Genomic DNA, 16,350 nt, shown 5'->3' with positions numbered 1-16,350 from the left:
CCCACATAAGAAGGCCTTATATCACAGGAAATAGTCTCTTCTATTTTTCTGGAGCCCTATCCAAGCCCGAATGGAGCCAGTTCAAAACGGTTTAAGATTGAACTGGAAAGGGGTTTTCAAATAAAGCTCGCTTTTCTTCCAATCTTTCCCGCAGGAATTCTTTTAACTTATTTGCTCTCACTATATGCCGTGAGTCAGTACGACTTAATAACCACAAAGCCCAAGAGGAGGGAGTTTGACGTAGGGGAAGCTGAATCACCGAAGGGTGCCCTATCGCATTGACAAACCAGCAGGGCATTCGAGCCACCCCAAATCCATTCTTTACCGCCAGAAACATGGCATGCAGGTCATCCACTCTTAATCCCGCACTGCACTTGGGAAGATCATCACACCACTCTGGCAACTGCTCCTCCGCCGACCAAAGTACTGCTTTAACTTCATTGCTGATGACCAGTGAACGATGAGCGTAAACTCCCATTTCCAGCTGGGCAAACTGAATACCAGTAAGAAGGTCAGGTGGCTCAGGCGTAAATCTTAGAGCGACGTCTGCCTCGATATTTGCCAGGTCCTTCAAGCTACTGGAAGCCAAAACCCTCAGGGATATGTCTGGATGATCAGCCTGGAACTGGCACAGATCCTCTAACAGTAACTGGTTGAGTAAATCATGGGGTAACGTAAGAACAAGGGGACCTGCCATGCGGCTATCCGCCCCACTGATCCGCTCTTCCAGCATTAAGTTTTGAACCTCCAATTTCTCGGCTATCGGCAAAATTGCCTCTGCCGCCTCTGTAAGGGCATAGCCCCTCGGCGTGCGATGAAATAAAAGCACACCATGAGACTGCTCCAGAGATTGAATACGCCGGGAAACCGTAGCGTGATTAACATCTAACACCTTGGCAGCCGCAGACACCGTGCCATTGCGCGCAAGTGCAAGGAAGTAGCGGATGTCATCCCAATTAGTCATTTTGCCTCTTCTCTCGTCCACTCTTTCTTATTTCTGTGCATATTTGCACAAAGGCTGTTAAGAATCGATTATTTATTATCAGACTTGAGCTGGATAACCTCTGCGCTGTACCAAATACAACACGGCGAGGAGACTCCCATGCCCGACCTGTTTACCCCTTTATCCTTGGGTGATTACACCCTTAAAAACCGAGTAGTCATGGCTCCACTGAGCCGCAGCCGCGCCAACAGTAATGGCGTCCCCCAACCCATATCTGCTCAGTATTATCGGCAGAGAGCGAGTGCGGGGCTGATCATCGCTGAGGCTACAGCAACATCCCCAACTGGACGCGGCTGGATCAACGGGCCCGGTATCTACACTCGAGAACAAATAGCAGGCTGGCAGCAAATCAGTGAAGAAGTCCACAGAGATGAAGGAGTTATCTTTGTACAGCTATGGCATATGGGTGCGGCTGTGCACCCAGATTTTCTTGGCGGGAACAAACCGGTTTCAGCCTCACAGATTACCCTTGAAGGCACACTTCCGACCCCCATTGGGCGCGACCGCCCTTTCAAGCAAGCACGTTCCCTCAGCAAAACAGAAATTCGAAAAATAATTACTGAATTTGCCCAGGCAGCAAAGAACGCCATTGCTGCAGGGCTCGACGGCATCGAACTACATGCCGCAAACAGCTTCCTGATCGATCAATTCACGCGAGATGGCAGCAATCTGCGTACTGATGAATACGGTGGATCTATCGACAAACGCCTACGGTTTCTTAGCGAAGTTACTGACGCTGTTTGCGATGCTATCGGAAGTGGCAAGGTCGGTATTCGGCTATCTCCGAGCAATGAGATCTGGCAAGTGAAAGACAGCCAGTACCGGGACACCTACGCGCGAGCAGTAGAGCTACTTAATCCTCTCGACCTAGCCTATCTGCACTTACTCGAACCTCGTCCTGACTCAGGTCATGATATTCAAACTATCGATTACCAAACCCCAAATCTACGTCAGATATATAACGGCATTCTAATTTCAAACGGCGGTCACAGTGCCGCCTCAGCCAAGCAAATGATTCTCAATGATGGCTCTGATGCTGTTTCTTTCGGAAAACCCTTTATCGCCAACCCGGATCTGGTTGAGCGATTTCGCCATGGCTGGCCAATCAACACCGGGAACAGATCCACTTACTACACCAATGGCCCTGAAGGCTATATCGACTATCCCACATTCACTGCGGAAGCCTCCTCACCAGTATAAACCGCAAGAAAAAAGAAATTCACATTAGGAGTTTTACTATGTTCCAGAAAAAAAATGCCCTTATAGTTACCGGTGCAAGTCGTGGGCTGGGAGTGGATATCGCTGCAGAGGCTTACCGACAAGGCTTCCCCGTTGCCCTATTGGCCCGCAATTCACAGGACCTTCAGAAAGTTTCCGAGCAATTTGACGATCCCTCAAGAGTGCTAGCTTTGCAAGTTGATATCACTAACCCCAAAGCCACAAAGGAAGCAGTCGCAGCTATTCGCAGCAAATTCGGTGGCATCTCTGCACTGGTAAATAATGCCGGAACCTGGACAGGTGGAGATACAGTAACCAATATCAGCGAGCAGGACTTCGACCGATCGATTACCCTAAATTTTAAAACCGCTTTCCATATCACCCAAGAAGTTCTCTCGATATGGAAGCTGGATGGACAGCCACCCTTAGCCATTATGAATATTGGCGCTTCAGCTTCGGTAGATAGCTTTGCTCATGTTTTTTCCTTCGCTGCTGCCAAGGGAGCTCTACGAATGATGTCCCAGTCCCTGGCTGCAGAACTTGGGGCAAAGGGAGTACATGTATCTCACTTATTAATTGAAGGTATCCTTGATAATACTCGAAGTCGTAATTTTCCTGGGAATGAAGACCTGGGAAATGAGCACTTTATCGATCAAGCGGCCTTATCCAGACAAATCCTTCATGTACTTCAGCAGGAGAAATCCTGCTGGACCTTTGAGTGGAATGTAAAGCCAAGCGTGGCAACCTGACACTGAACTCTTCAAGTAAAAAAGAGCCGAGGGAAACTCGGCTCTCCTAATGCAATACAGTCTTATCGGTAATCAGTAACAGGGGGTCATTTACAAATATCCTGCTTCTGCACCACATCGTATTTCTGCAATAGGGCTTTGTAGCGGCCACTGCTGCACAGCTCTGCCAGCCCGCGATTAAAGTCATCCCGCACTTTTTCATCGCGGAAACCGACTCGAAAGTCTGTCATCATTGGAAATATCTGGAATAGGTCAACCTGAGCCATGGTATGACCCATTTTATTGCTGTAGTACTTAAATAGCTCCATATCCACCACGGCGACCGCATCTGGCATTTTCCAGAATTGGGCAACCAAGTCACGAGCTGTTGGCGCCTGCATAACATTCTGTTTCTGGGTGCCGTTGGGCCCAAACATTTTTTCAAATTCGGGCCCAAGATCCATGGGAGCTCCCTGCCAAGTGATCACTTTCTTACCCGCGAGATCTGCAATACTGCCAATCTTCATTTCTGCGCTGGCTTTAGCAATAGCGTAATTGGCGAAGCTGATCATATTGTTCGAGTAAAATAGGCCATCACTCTTCTTGAGTACATTCACCGCTGCCTGAACCATACCCTGCTCAAGTGCTGGGGCCGTCTCCGCAAACCCCATCTGTACGAACTCCAACTTATAGCCAGGGAGAGCTTGCCGAACGATATCTATTTCCAAACCAGTGGTCGCACCATCAATCACATAGGGCGGTGCATCCCCGGCGATCGCCACTTTTAACGGAGTTTCACCGGACTGGGCCAGCACCTGGGTACAGACTCCAAACATCAAGATAAGAAGGGCCAATAGCGAACGCATAAGCTTCTCCACAGTGACAGGAAAATCACCCAGACGCTCTAAGTGTTGGCAGACATCCCCCATTTATCAAGCTTCGCTTCCGGATAACTCTATCCATCCGCAACCTTGAATTCGGCAGTAAACTCCCCATTCTAAAATCAGGCAAATAGTAATTTGTCGCAACTGGGGCATACCGGGTAAAACAGTGATACATGAGATTGCCGATATTCTGATTGAGAATGAAACAAAGCTGCATCAGTTCGAGATACGCAAAGACCCTGAAGTCATTAGCAAGCTACTAAGCCCTGATTTTATAGAGGTAGGGAAATCCGGGCGGACCTTTGATTTCAAGGCAATAGTGCGATCAATGCAACAGGAGGAAAATACGGGCTGGGAAATTCACAGCCAAAACTATGAATGCATTCCTCTCTCTGACACAGTCATTATGCTGTTGTATAAATCTGCACGGCGAGGCCAGCAAGGGGAGTACAAGGGGTTTTGTAAGCGATCATCTATTTGGATTAGAAGTAAAGGGCAGTGGCAAATGAAATTTCACCAGGGGACTCCCTGCCAAGAATTTAAGCTGGAAGATAATATCTCACGCAAACAACCGGCGTTTAAGCTGTGAGTGCTTTTATCGCAATTATCCTGCTGGCCCTGGCGATATGGCTAGTTCCCCACTTCTACCGACAGTGGCGCATTTTTTACCTCCGCTCACAACCCTTAACACGGGAACAGCTACAACTCATTAGGGAAAATCTTCCTCTCTATCACTACCTTAACTCCAATCAACAGCAAGAGTTATGCAGTAATATCGCCCTATTTCTCCACGGCAAAGAGTTTGTCGGTTGCGAGGGGCTTCAGGTCAATGAACGCATGAAGGTGGCCATCGCTGCCCATGCGTGCCTGCTCCTATTGGGCCGCAAGAATGAATGCTACCCCAACCTTTACAGCCTGTTGCTCTACCCGGACACCTATGTCGCTCACGAAACCCGTCGGGAAGGCTATATAGAAACAGCCAGGCACAGTGCCCGTGAAGGGGAGGCACATTATCGTGGACCCGTAGTCCTCTCCTGGGGAGACCTGGAGAAAGATTTACAATCGCCTGAACGGGGCCACAATGTCGCCCTGCACGAGTTCGCCCATAAAGTCGATGAAGAGGATGGTTACTTTGATGGCCGCCCTCTATTTGAAAGCAGTGATGAAGGGGCCACCTGGGCTGAGGTTATGAGCCGGGAATTCCACCGCTTGAGACAAAGAGCTGAATTCGGTGAGTTTCCTGGTGATACACCCTCTGTGCTCGATTTATACGGCGCCCAGTCTCCCGCTGAGTTCTTTGCTGTAGCAACAGAAAGTTTCTATACGATCCCAACGGCTATGCACGCCTTACACCCAGAGCTCTATAAGGAGTTAAGCCATTTCTATCGAATTGATCCCGCCGAACTAATACGCGGAAAAAGTACCGTGGCCTGACAAATACGCTACCAGTCCGGTTTCTGTCCTCCTGCTATGCTTATTTCGTGCACCAGCGGAGTTGGAATAGTGGCCAATACGCATTGTTTAAGATTCGCTCTTGTGGGACTGGTTGTTCTTTTGGCCATGACTCAACCGGCCACAGCAGATATCGCCACAAACCAACAGGATGCAAAGGCTCTGATAGAGCGCCTTGAAAAACTGTATCTCAAGGGCCCTACTCCTGTCTTTGTTCTACAGCTGGAAAAAAATACTCTACCGGACGCTAAGTTACAGGCTTTTGCAATGGAGCAACGCCTTATTAACTTATCGGACTTGAGAAGTAATGCACTATCTCTGCATCGTTTTGGTGGCTTACCGGGACATAGTACGAGAGCATTTTTTACTCGAATTACGACAGCAGAAATTCAAGCTAATACCCTGTTACCTAACCTGATTCAAGCATTGGGTATCTCACCCGAGCAGATCGCCCAATACCAACCACTCGCAGGTGCCCAAGCCTATCCAGCCTATACTACCTGGCTAGCCAACTACGCTACACCCGCCGAAATTGCCGCTGCCCTGTTAATCAACTTTCAGAGTTTTGGCAAAAATGCTGAGCGCGTTGCAAAAGCTCTCAAACAAAATAAACGCTTTACCAATGAACAGCTCAGTTTCTTAATGACTTTTAGCCAACTTCCAGAAGGGTTTAGGGAACAGGCTATCGATATAATTGCAAGAGGACTAGCTTCAGGTGTTCGAGAAAATGATATTGCCATTCGCGTGCGGTTAATCCAAGCCTATGAACGGGAGTTTTGGCGGGCATTTGAAACAAGCAACATTCGCAATTAGTACGATAGCTCAAACTCTCTAACTTATCGGCATTACTTAACCGCCAAAGATATACCTAAAATTCTTGATTGACCTAGTAAAAACTACTTTTATTCTCTCAAGCCGAAAGAACTTCCCCTATTACGAAATATATTGTAGACAATGAAAAAAATGGATCTCACAATACTTATATGGAAAGTAAAGGTAGACTTAAAAATGAGTGAATATGCGGAATTCAAGGATGAAAACTTCAGGTTATTAGTCCTGGATAAGTTAATGTACCATTATAAGGTAATACAGCCTGAATTCGATATTTTTCAGTTTGCCGATAGTTACACCAAAAGAAATATAGATATAGAAGAAGAAGGGTACGAGCCTATCCCCGAAGCTCTCGACCACTTCCGGTCCATTCAAATTAAGAAAGAATGGCTAAAGGATATAACTGACCTTCATCAGGATGGGGGTGGCCATATCTGGTTACAAATCATTCCCTTCTGGTGTGGAACTACTGACGACTTTGATATCCATTCCACCGAAGACACAAACCTCCTACCAAACCTGAAAAAGCTCATACTTTTCTACAATGAAGAAAATCCAGAAATTTTAGAAGATTTCAAAAGAAAAGGCATAGAGGCCAAATGGGTATAACTCTAAAAAATTACTATCAGGCAAAAAATATTTAAATTCTAACCAATATCGTATATCAGCCTGCCCATTACTTGAAACTAATGTTCTGAGTTTGAGATACCGCCAAGCAGCGACAAAGTAAACCTCAGATGTGAAAATTTTGACTTTCCTCACTTCCAATTGAATACAGATATTACTTATAGTACACGCAAAATCTGGAACTAATTTAGAAAACACTACTCTATAGTCCCGCAAAAGATCACATCAGCAAGGATTAGTTTGTGAAACGTATTATTTCTTTAGTATCAGCCTCTCTAGTTTGTGTATCATGTGCCACAGTGAAGACAGTTAACCCTAAGAATAATCAGGTAGATATCACTCATAGAGGCCACAAAAGCTATTGCGAAAGTATTCCAAGAGTTTATAGCGGAACCTCTTACTCCTTTTGCTTGCTAAATAGCGAACCCAGTCAGACTGTAAATACTGGATCAACTATCAACCGTGTTCCACTGGTAGCTATAGATGCTGTTTTTTCTGTAGCCGCTGATACCGTTGTTTTGCCGTATACCGTAGTGACTCAGGCGAAGCATGGTAATATCAAAGTAAACTGATAAGCCCCACCTGTAGCTTAATAATTTTGAAGCAGTTATTAATAACTGCCCCACTTAAAAACCTCTCTTTCAAGCACAGAAAATATATTCATTCGTAACAGGCCGTGATCACTGATTTTGTCTTACTTGTAAATCCATGATCCGGCCTCTAGCTGCCCCTAGGCTAAAAGCAAAAACAAAGCAATTTAAATAATATTGATTATTAGATGGGCAAAATTTATTGGGCTTGCCAGAACCAAAATACCTGTACTATCGTCCCTCCATCTTCCTATCACATAACTAAAAAGCAATTTGTTGCCTGAAGAATAGATGTACAATATGAAAAGCAGACAGCTCCCACCTGCCCCTAAACAACAATAAGCAAAGACCGAGAGACATCATTTATAGCTTCCTTTAACTGTCTTATTTCTAGATTCCAACCTCAAGGTAAAAAGAACCCTTAGAGAGAAAACGCTATAGAACTCACTAACTTTGGAGATAACAAATTGCGATATCCAGCAATAGACATCACTAGAGGTATATTAGTAATTATTATGGCCCTCGATCATACTCGAGATTATTGGACTTCAACCCAGTTTGACCCATTGGACCTATCCCAATCCTCCATCGCTTTGTTTTTAACTCGTTGGATCACGCATATATGTGCCCCTGGATTTATATTTCTTACAGGATTGAGTGCCTACTTTCACGGTAAAAAACTTAACTCCAAGCCGGAGTTGGCAAAATTCTTAATACTTCGAGGGTTAGTACTAGTTATCCTCGAACTAACCTTGGTAAACCTCTCTTGGCAGTTTGCTTATAATTACGCTTTTGTACAGGTAATCTGGGCCCTGGGCGTATCCATGATCATACTGGCGGGCTTAATCTATTTGCCAATGATATGGACCACCATCGTTTGCCTGGCCGTAATATCCTTGCATGGATACCTGAATGATGACTTCATGCGCCAGCTATTAGGTGGCTATGAATGGCTTTGGATTCTTGCACATGTACGCACTAGTTTTAGACTTTTCGAATTCAACACCGGGATTTTTGCTGCTTACAATATTATTCCCCTCTTTGCTCTTATGTACCTTGGTTATGTATTTGGGCCTCTTTACGAGATGGCAAACAAGCAAAGAGTGCGTCTACTAATAACAACAGCAACTGCGCTATCAATTATATTTATTGTGGTTAGACTAATAGGCTTTGGCGACCCCAATGATTGGAGTTCACAGCAGGGGCTTCTGGGCTTTATCAACACCGCCAAATACCCAATGTCGTTCAGCTATATCCTTATGACAATGAGTATAGTTTTCTTGATCATGGCTATCGTTGAAAATCGGCAAAACCGAATACTGGATGTATTGCTCCTCTTTGGGCAGGCCTCATTGTTCTTCTATTTACTCCATGTCCCAGTGATCAATCTGTCCGCACACCTATGGAGCTACTTAGAGTTTGGAGTAGCAACCAATTTCTTTAACGGCTCCAAAGTATGGCCTGAGGACTACACACCTAACTTACTGAGAACCTATGCTTACTGGATTACTCTGATTGCGATACTTTACTATCCCTGTAAGAAATATCTTCAAAAGAAAAAAGAAAGTGGATCGGTGATATACTCCTACGTATAACTCTCAGCACGACTTTATTTCGTATATTGAAAATTCTGTTCTGGGGTGAGTAAAGCCCCAGAGTTGCCTCCCAATCAGGACGATATAGATGTTGCAAAAAATAGACCATTGGATTGATCAAACACTGATAGACTTCAAAGAAGAGAGACAATCTTGCGCAAGGTTCACAGAGAAGTTTTCAGGGTATTATACGGAAGAATTTCTTAGCAAAAGCTACTTTGTAGTGGTTGATAATATTCCAAAACCGAGGTTTCCCGAGCTCTACCAGGCTGGTCTGGGTGACTTTGTCGACATGGAAGTAGCCGGTATCACTTACAAAGATACCTACTTTGTCAAAACACCTTTTGCTGCGGACATTTCCCTCCATTTCCATGAGTTAGTCCATGTCCACCAATGGTCTCTCTTGGGAGCAGAGTCATTTATCAAACGTTATATCAGTGAAATTCAGACCTACGGCTACAACGGTGCACCTCTGGAAAAAATGGCCTACAGCCTGCAAGATAGATTTATGGACAATTGCACTCCAACAGATGTTTTAAGTTACGTTCAGAATCATTTGTAAGCACTCAATGATCATTGGACTTCATCTATAAAAAGGTTACCTTCTGGATAAGTGAAAGTGACCTTTATGCTACCAGCCAAAATTGATCTTATTGACAGGCTAAACATTTCTACTAAAGCCTGATCATCAAGACACAAACTATAATTTATTGAGTTTTATAGTTTGCAAGCTCCACGCCATGCTACAAGCAACCCGACTCTTCCTGATCTTTGCTGCCCTATCTACCTTAAATCTGGCATCAGCAACAACATGTAAGCCCATATTCAATCATCAAGATGACAAAGTGGCCAAGAACAATCGCTGCACTAAAATCAGCTTTCAACCAAGCAATACGGAAGGATCCGCTGTTATTATTATGGATGGCGATACCAAAGGCTCCTGCGCTTATACATCTGCGGTTCAGTGCGGGAATACCGAGATTAGAATGAAAGATATTTCTGCAATTGACTTTAAGGTTGACGTGCCCCCAGGTAAATGTGGTGCTAAAGAGTGGATTGCCGTTTATATGTTCCCCTGGTGTGGACAACCCGGTGGATGTTGGGCCGGGGGGCAGCGGGAAGTCGATTTTGTAGAAACAACAGGCTCCAATGGTCCGGGAGGTTTCGCTTCCAATTGGGGAGGGCTTCCCAAACAGGCGGCGTGGACAAGCCAAACAGGTCCCCTACAGGTGAAGAGTGGTGCCCAACAGCATATAACTTTTACATCCAGGAAAATCATATCGGGTGAAGCTAGTGGAACCTATCAATGGGATATAAGAGTGTGTGAAGCATCTGCGTCTAAGTGCGATGATTCAAATCAGCTTTGGCATGCCTACCGGGAAAAGGGGCCTGTAATTTTTGATGAATCCATGATGATCGTGATCGACAACTGGGGCGTCAACAATCCACCTCAGCCAGGTTGCACGTTAAAAATAACGGATATGCTAATCACCAAATATTAGCGATGCTTTCTACAACGATAGGGGGTTAGTGGCGAAAACCCTAATAATCTTTTTTCCACTGTAACTCTACACTACCGGAACCACTGTCACCGTCATCGGCACTTTTGAACTCCAGGTTGAGGTTATCCCTAAGTTCTATTTGCATCTCCGCCTGCCAGGGACTGAGAGGATCGGTACTTCTCTGTAATTCCACATAAATTCGATTGGTAATATATTTGCCCAAGCTCAATGCGTACTCATCACCTTCATCTCCCTCCTCCTGCTCAATATTGAGTGTATCCAGGTGCAACAGCTCGCGTGTCTTGGCGATAGGGTCCAATACCGCTCGACCCGACTGCAAACTGCGAACAACACTAACCAAGCGAACAGCCTGTAAAGGTGAAATATCTGATAATGACTTCCCAAAAAGCAATTGCGCCAGTATCTCATCCTGAGAGGCCGAGGGGTCAGAGGTAAATGTAATATCCAAGTCCGCAGCAGTACCTGATATCTGCGCGGTTATTTCTCCATCGCTATATTCATAGACACCTTCAACCAGGATAGCGACCTCATTATTCTCGAAGCGAATTTCTCCATCTTCCAGATCAAATTTCTTACCGAATAAATCAAAGCTGCCGCGAACAATTGTTAATTCGCCAGAGGCTTTTGGCTTATCTGCGGTGCCTTGAATATCCACCACGCCGCGCAATTGAGAATTTAAGCCAAGTCCGCGCACATAGGATTGCTGATCCAAAACAATCTCTACATCCAATCCGATTTTGCTAAACAGGGGAGAAGATCGCTGCACCTGTGGGCCATCAACCTGAACTTCCACCACCTGGATTTCCGGAACACTGCTGCCAATCCATTGCTCAATCTGTAAGGCCAGCGGCTTCAAAGTGAATCGCCCGGTAATTTCTGCATCCTGGGTTGAGCCCGACAAACGGGCATCACCGGATATTGCACCGCGTACTCCCGGTGAGTTCAGCAAGTGGGCCCGACTGAGGCTTAATACGATGTCAAAACGGGGCGAGCTATCCGGAGGTAAAAAGACCGCCCCTCCCAGGTTTATCCGCCCACCATCACCATCGGTAGCGCTTCCTCGTACAATCCGCCACTCCTCAGGAGACAGCTGTGCGTAGAAGTTAATATCCGCAATGCGAGTATGGCTCGGTCGGTGCTCATAGCGGCCATTACTCAATTCGATATCACCGGTTAATAGAGGACGCTGCCAATTCCCGGTACCGTCAACGTTGAAACTGAGCAAGCCGCGCATACGGTGGACACGGGGATCAATATATTCGGCAATCACTGACAAATCGGCCGTACCGCGCCCCTGCAATTGAAAGGGCACATTTCGCAGGCCACCAGTTTGATTATTCTCAGCAAATAGTTGCTCGAAGATCGGTGCAATCAATACACTTACTTGGCTATTTACTGCGTTGCTACCGCCGTGTTGGGCAATCAGGGATGCATCCAGCTCTCCATTCTCTGTCTGCCAATCCAATACTATCGAAAGCGGTTGAACCTGGATTCCGCGCTGCCCTCGCCCCAGGGCTTCTCCGGTAGCTCGCAACTCCCCTTGGAATTCAGGCTGCTTGGGGCTTCCACCAATACTGGCATAAAGGCTGACATCACCATTACCCGCCCTACCGCTAGAAAAACTATTCGCCAAATCCGATAGATCACCCTGGCCGCGCAACTCTAAATCCAGTCGCTCTGCATTCAAGCTACCCAGTATCGATAATTGGTTGCGACCCGCCCATAGCAGCTCGATACCATCAGTTACCAGGCTCCTGTCTGCATAGTCCAAAGTACCCTGTACATGCCAGGGCTCCAGATGAAATTCTCCCTGGGCGATCAGGTTGGCTTTAATCTGCGGGTTTGAAATAGCCCCATCAACCCTGCCATCCAAGCTCAACTCCCCTTCAAGGGAGTTAGGGAGAGAGAGACCGACAATATCTACCAGGAACAGCGGTAGATTGCGCGCGCCCATATCAATTTGTAATCGGTCTTGCCTAGGTTCGATAGAACCATCGGCCTGCAGCAATGCCACCCCCACCCGACCCAGCTGCTGGGCATCTTCAGCGAGGGCTGTCAGGCGGCTTTGGCTCTGTAGGGGCTCCGGCTCCCCTTTATCAAAACCTGAGGCAATCACGGGGGACTGAGGGCCTCTGCTTGAGGATGAACCAAACTGGTTGCCATTGCCGTTGGTAAATAACTCCAATCGCAGGTCACTGACCTCTATCAGGTCCATATCGCCACTGGCTTCCCCTTTTAAGTTAAAGGGGTAATCCTGCGCGACGCCATTGGAATCCAGTAAAATACTTACCTGGGGATTACTCCACTCCCCCTGGACCGTTACTTCGGAAGATCCCCCTAGGCTTACCCCCTCTGCCTCGGTAACTCCAAGGTCATCGCGCAAACTGATATTTTTGCCGTCGATCTGCCCGTGTAAATCCAGCTGCTTCTGTTCAATATCAAGCTGACCGATCACTTCCAGATTTAGCTTCTCACCGGTAAACACCAATTCATCAATGGTCAGCGCGTGCAGGTTTCCACTTATCGCCGCCGACAACTCACCCTGTAAGTCGTGGTAAACACTCACTGCACTCAGGGACAAATTGAGGTTTGGGTTTTTCCATGAGCCGATGGCCTCCACACGCAACTGGTGCAAGGTGCCGGATAAAGCAGTGGGGATATCTACCCTATCAGCCCGGGGTAGCGAAGCTGCAAGCCGGCGAATTTCTTCAACTCCCAACTCATCAATCTCTCCCACCAAATCCAGTGCTTTCAAATTCATATCTACACTACCGAGCACTTCGATCCGTGCACCGGCAAAGTGTAAAGACAAGGCTTGCAAGTCAATCACACCTGCCTGGGTATCGACCCGGCCTTCCAATTGCAGGGGCTGCTGCCGATAGCTGCTTTCCACTTGTAAGCTGCCATTAATATTCGGCTGTTGCAGGGAGCCCTGCACTGAAAAATCTGCGCTGAGCCAACCACTGTCCAGGATATCCTGCCAAGGGCGGGAAAGCGTTAGCGGGATTTGATTGAGATTAACTGTCCCATTGACACCGTCCGCGCTGATACTGCCTTTAATCGTACTGCGCCGCTCATCCACTCGCAGCCAAATCCCCGTTGAAGATAAGCGCCAGGGGTTAATATCGGCTTCGATACTCCCTGTCAGATCCAGCTGATGTTCTGCTAGAGGAGCTGCGATCGAATTAATATCCAGCAGCAGTTTTTCACCCTGCTTACGCAGGGATAATTCGCCGCGAGCATCCAATACCTGATTTTCCGGCAGATGCAGCTGTCGGCTGACAAACCCCTGGCCCACCTCACTGGTAGAGAAATCGATTACAAAGCGCTCGCCCTGCATCCGGCCATTTACAGTGAGATTAAACTCGGAACCATTCAGCTCACTCACTTCGATAAATAGCTGCGCCGGTTTATCCTGCCAGCGGTATTGGGCGTTAGCCTGAATAGCAACAGGGGGAATCCCCGTCAACCGGCTGTCCACCAATTGTAGGCGAGCTATATCCAGCTGCGCCAAGCGAAACCCGGGAACTAGCAACTCCCAAGTAGTCGATGGCTGATCCTCACTGACAACTTCAACCTCCTCTTCGCCAGAATCCGCTAGCGCAGAGAGAAGTTCATTGAGGATATTCAGGTTGAGCAGTAAATCTTTGGCCCCGACTCGCTCGATATCGATGGGATCTCGGGACAAGCTGTTGAGGTTGACTTCCAGGTCCTGGGCTTCGGCAAGCGTATTAGCTCGATAGTCAATTCTCAGTCGCTCGAAAAACCAAAATCCTAATTTTTCACTGCGAATTCCCTCTGCCTCAATTTCGAGGTCGTCCACCAATTGCTCGGCAGCGTAAAAAGCCCCACGAGTAAGGCCGACGCGCCCCGGTTCCGTGCTGAGGAAATAGATAGCGGACATCAGGAGGAACAGACAAATGCCTGTTACCAGGGAACCCCCAGCACCCAGAGAGCGCCAGAGCCCACGCAGGAAAGCACCAACCCAGTGGGCAACGCCCAGCCCAAACAGGCCCAACCAGCGCATCAGAATGCCTGCCCCAAGCTCACATACACTTGGTAGCGATCATCGATGCCCTCACGGCGATCGAGGGGAAAGGCGATGTCCATGCGGATGGGGGCAAAGGAGGTGATATAGCGCACGCCAAAACCCGTTCCCCAAAACAGGTCGGAAAACTTGGGCGCTGCGTCCTCATAGGCATTGCCGCCATCGAGAAAAATCACACCTCCCCAGGTATCCGTAAAACGAAAACGGCCCTCAAAAGAAATCTCGCTGAGTCCCCGACCACCGATAGCATCGGAGAGGGTTTCCTCACCCTCATCATTAATCTCAATAAGTCGCGGACCCAACTCCTGGTAACCATAACCCCGCACGGAGCCACCACCACCGGCATAAAAGCGCTCATCCGCAGGCAGCTCAAGATTCGACTCCCCTGTAATTGCCCCGGCTTTCAACCTTATTGCCAAGGTGGGCTTATAACGCCAGTCATCGGCTGTTTTATACGCAGTGAGCTGTAGGGTATTTTTTACAAAGGTGGTATTGGTATTTCTAAGATCGATATAGGGTTTTACTTCCAGCGCAGAAGTGGCGCCACGACGGGCATCCAGGGGTTTGTCTGTCGTGTTTAATTTAAAGCCCAGGGGGAAAGCTAACAGTGTGTAGTTTTCATCGGGATCATCTGCTTCAACTGCCCCTTCCACCTTCTCGTCCACTTCACTGAATTTCAGCTCGGCGCCCCCACTCAGCGTGCGATGCTTACTGATTTTTCTCGATACCAGTGCACTGAATGTCAGGGACTCTGAACGGTAGGAATCAACATCCTCACCTTCCAAAGCAATACTGGCGGTCAAGCGTTGCTTGTCATGGAAGAAACGGGGAATAGTGAGCTTGCCTTCCAGGGTTTGCTTTACCTCGTTCAGCTTACTTTCGACTTCAATTTTTTCCCCACGATGGAAAACATTGCGATGCTCCCAGGCTGCTGAAATACCGGCTCCCTCATCAGAGGTGTACCCCACCCCCAAGGTTATGGTGCGGTGATTGCGCTCCTGAATAACAAAAGTAACATCCACCAACCCATCGTAGGGTTCAGAAACTTCAGTATTTACATTGGCAATTAAGTTGGTGCGCAGCAGACGCAACTGCGCAGCATCCAGTTTACTGCGGCTGAAGCAATCTCCGGATTTAATCTTGACCTTATCCAACAGGTAGTCCTCTTCGATAGAGGTGACTCCTTCAATACGGACTTGGCCAACATGGACTTCGGGACTGGGTGCCACCCGATATTCCAGTCTCGCAGCAGCTTCCCGGTGAATCACCGTTGCCTGGTAGCTGACATCCACATTCAGCAGACAGGCATTTTCATTGAGGTACTTGGTAATTTTTTCTACGCCCTCAAGTACCTTGCTGGCAATCAGGGGATCTCCAACATGGATAGGTAGGCCGCTAAAGCCTGCCCGCAAACCGGCCGGCATATCAATATCCAGGCTCTTGATATGGTACTGGGGGCCGGGAGTGACACTATAGAAAATTTGGTTGCCAGAAACAGACTCATACACAGTGGCATCATAATATCCCTGCGCACGCAGTAATTTTTCCAGGTTACCCCGCTCATAGTGCGCAATATCTGCCGGATCTTCGTAGTTTTCCAGCGCACTACTGTTCTTGCGCAACTCGTTGAGTTCGGAGGTCAATTTTTCCTGCAGTTGGGGATCGCCCTGCACCAGCAGGGTAAAACCCGGCAAGCGATCAAAAAATGGGATTGCTGCTACCAGCTGCATTGGCAGCGCTAGAAGGGCAACAAGTAGGGAGACAAAGAGAATTCGCAAGATCTTTATCCAGTGTCAGTAGCGGCTACTCCGCAAAAAATCCGGGTATCCGTTCCCTCCGTAGGCTGGAATA

14 protein-coding genes are annotated in these 16,350 nt (G+C 47.5%); 10 read left to right on the top strand and 4 right to left on the bottom strand.

Annotation, left to right across the window (positions count from 1 at the left end; genetic code table 11):
* Window positions 1-91: 91 nt before the first annotated feature.
* Window positions 92-964, bottom strand: coding sequence for a LysR family transcriptional regulator (locus ACJJIL_RS05290; RefSeq protein ID WP_445361337.1), 873 nt, complete (start codon window positions 962-964; stop codon window positions 92-94).
* 138 nt (window positions 965-1,102) lie between these two features.
* Here ACJJIL_RS05290 and ACJJIL_RS05285 point away from each other — a divergent pair, with 138 nt between their 5' ends.
* Together ACJJIL_RS05285 and ACJJIL_RS05280 are read left to right on the top strand one after the other, a co-directional pair.
* Complete coding sequence (locus tag ACJJIL_RS05285; protein ID WP_445361336.1) at window positions 1,103-2,203, top strand: alkene reductase; 1,101 nt, start codon at window positions 1,103-1,105, stop codon at window positions 2,201-2,203.
* A 38-nt stretch (window positions 2,204-2,241) separates the two neighbouring features.
* Window positions 2,242-2,970: an SDR family oxidoreductase gene (locus tag ACJJIL_RS05280; RefSeq protein WP_444917847.1), complete on the top strand. Its 729-nt coding sequence runs from the start codon at window positions 2,242-2,244 to the stop codon at window positions 2,968-2,970.
* An 86-nt stretch (window positions 2,971-3,056) separates the two neighbouring features.
* Here ACJJIL_RS05280 and ACJJIL_RS05275 read toward each other — a convergent pair whose 3' ends face one another.
* Window positions 3,057-3,815, bottom strand: a complete 759-nt coding sequence (locus ACJJIL_RS05275) for a substrate-binding periplasmic protein (RefSeq protein ID WP_445361335.1) — start codon at window positions 3,813-3,815, stop codon at window positions 3,057-3,059.
* 184 nt (window positions 3,816-3,999) lie between these two features.
* Between ACJJIL_RS05275 and ACJJIL_RS05270 the strand changes: the two genes are divergently transcribed.
* The 8 genes from ACJJIL_RS05270 (at window position 4,000) to ACJJIL_RS05235 (ending at window position 10,430) form a co-directional block, all read left to right on the top strand.
* Window positions 4,000-4,422, top strand: coding sequence for a nuclear transport factor 2 family protein (locus ACJJIL_RS05270; RefSeq protein WP_444958361.1), 423 nt, complete (start codon window positions 4,000-4,002; stop codon window positions 4,420-4,422).
* Complete coding sequence (locus ACJJIL_RS05265; protein WP_413662861.1) at window positions 4,419-5,267, top strand: M90 family metallopeptidase; 849 nt, start codon at window positions 4,419-4,421, stop codon at window positions 5,265-5,267. The genes ACJJIL_RS05270 and ACJJIL_RS05265 overlap by 4 nt, the downstream gene beginning before the upstream one ends.
* Before the next feature lie 69 nt (window positions 5,268-5,336).
* Window positions 5,337-6,098: a thiaminase II/PqqC family protein gene (locus ACJJIL_RS05260; protein ID WP_445361334.1), complete on the top strand. Its 762-nt coding sequence runs from the start codon at window positions 5,337-5,339 to the stop codon at window positions 6,096-6,098.
* A 141-nt stretch (window positions 6,099-6,239) separates the two neighbouring features.
* Window positions 6,240-6,725 carry a DUF6892 domain-containing protein gene (locus tag ACJJIL_RS05255; protein ID WP_444936387.1) on the top strand — a complete coding sequence of 162 codons (486 nt, stop codon included), beginning with the start codon at window positions 6,240-6,242 and terminating at the stop codon, window positions 6,723-6,725.
* Between the two features lie 260 nt (window positions 6,726-6,985).
* The gene (locus ACJJIL_RS05250) at window positions 6,986-7,315 is read left to right on the top strand and encodes a YceK/YidQ family lipoprotein (RefSeq protein WP_282933728.1); all 330 of its coding nucleotides are present in this window, start codon (window positions 6,986-6,988) and stop codon (window positions 7,313-7,315) included.
* 485 nt (window positions 7,316-7,800) lie between these two features.
* The gene (locus ACJJIL_RS05245; RefSeq protein ID WP_445361333.1) at window positions 7,801-8,928 is read left to right on the top strand and encodes an acetyltransferase domain-containing protein; all 1,128 of its coding nucleotides are present in this window, start codon (window positions 7,801-7,803) and stop codon (window positions 8,926-8,928) included.
* An 88-nt stretch (window positions 8,929-9,016) separates the two neighbouring features.
* The gene (locus tag ACJJIL_RS05240; protein ID WP_444958364.1) at window positions 9,017-9,490 is read left to right on the top strand and encodes a hypothetical protein; all 474 of its coding nucleotides are present in this window, start codon (window positions 9,017-9,019) and stop codon (window positions 9,488-9,490) included.
* Between the two features lie 178 nt (window positions 9,491-9,668).
* Entirely contained in the window at window positions 9,669-10,430 is a 762-nt protein-coding gene (locus ACJJIL_RS05235) for a hypothetical protein (protein WP_444914408.1), read from the top strand.
* Between the two features lie 40 nt (window positions 10,431-10,470).
* Here the strand turns inward: ACJJIL_RS05235 and ACJJIL_RS05230 are convergent, their stop codons facing one another.
* Both ACJJIL_RS05230 and ACJJIL_RS05225 read right to left on the bottom strand, forming a co-directional pair.
* Window positions 10,471-14,478, bottom strand: a complete 4,008-nt coding sequence (locus tag ACJJIL_RS05230) for a translocation/assembly module TamB domain-containing protein (RefSeq protein WP_445361332.1) — start codon at window positions 14,476-14,478, stop codon at window positions 10,471-10,473.
* Window positions 14,478-16,277, bottom strand: a complete 1,800-nt coding sequence (locus ACJJIL_RS05225) for an autotransporter assembly complex protein TamA (RefSeq protein ID WP_445361331.1) — start codon at window positions 16,275-16,277, stop codon at window positions 14,478-14,480. Before ACJJIL_RS05225 ends, ACJJIL_RS05230 begins: the two co-directional genes overlap by 1 nt.
* Window positions 16,278-16,350 lie beyond the last annotated feature (73 nt).

This window comes from Microbulbifer maximicatervae (SeqCode) (assembly GCF_052468095.1).
The sequence above is the reverse complement of the archived record's forward strand: the minus strand, read 5'-3'. Positions and strand labels throughout refer to the sequence as shown.

Excerpts from the sequence above, each read along its gene's own strand:
- ACJJIL_RS05285 (WP_445361336.1), top strand. The coding sequence starts at position 1,103 with ATGCCCGACCTGTTTACCCCTTTATCCTTGGGTGATTACACCCTTAAA.
- ACJJIL_RS05280 (WP_444917847.1), top strand. The coding sequence starts at position 2,242 with ATGTTCCAGAAAAAAAATGCCCTTATAGTTACCGGTGCAAGTCGTGGG.
- ACJJIL_RS05275 (WP_445361335.1), bottom strand. The coding sequence starts at position 3,815 with ATGCGTTCGCTATTGGCCCTTCTTATCTTGATGTTTGGAGTCTGTACC.
- ACJJIL_RS05240 (WP_444958364.1), top strand. The coding sequence starts at position 9,017 with ATGTTGCAAAAAATAGACCATTGGATTGATCAAACACTGATAGACTTC.
- ACJJIL_RS05255 (WP_444936387.1), top strand. The coding sequence starts at position 6,240 with ATGAAAAAAATGGATCTCACAATACTTATATGGAAAGTAAAGGTAGAC.
- ACJJIL_RS05290 (WP_445361337.1), bottom strand. The coding sequence starts at position 964 with ATGACTAATTGGGATGACATCCGCTACTTCCTTGCACTTGCGCGCAAT.
- ACJJIL_RS05235 (WP_444914408.1), top strand. The coding sequence starts at position 9,669 with ATGCTACAAGCAACCCGACTCTTCCTGATCTTTGCTGCCCTATCTACC.
- ACJJIL_RS05230 (WP_445361332.1), bottom strand. The coding sequence starts at position 14,478 with ATGCGCTGGTTGGGCCTGTTTGGGCTGGGCGTTGCCCACTGGGTTGGT.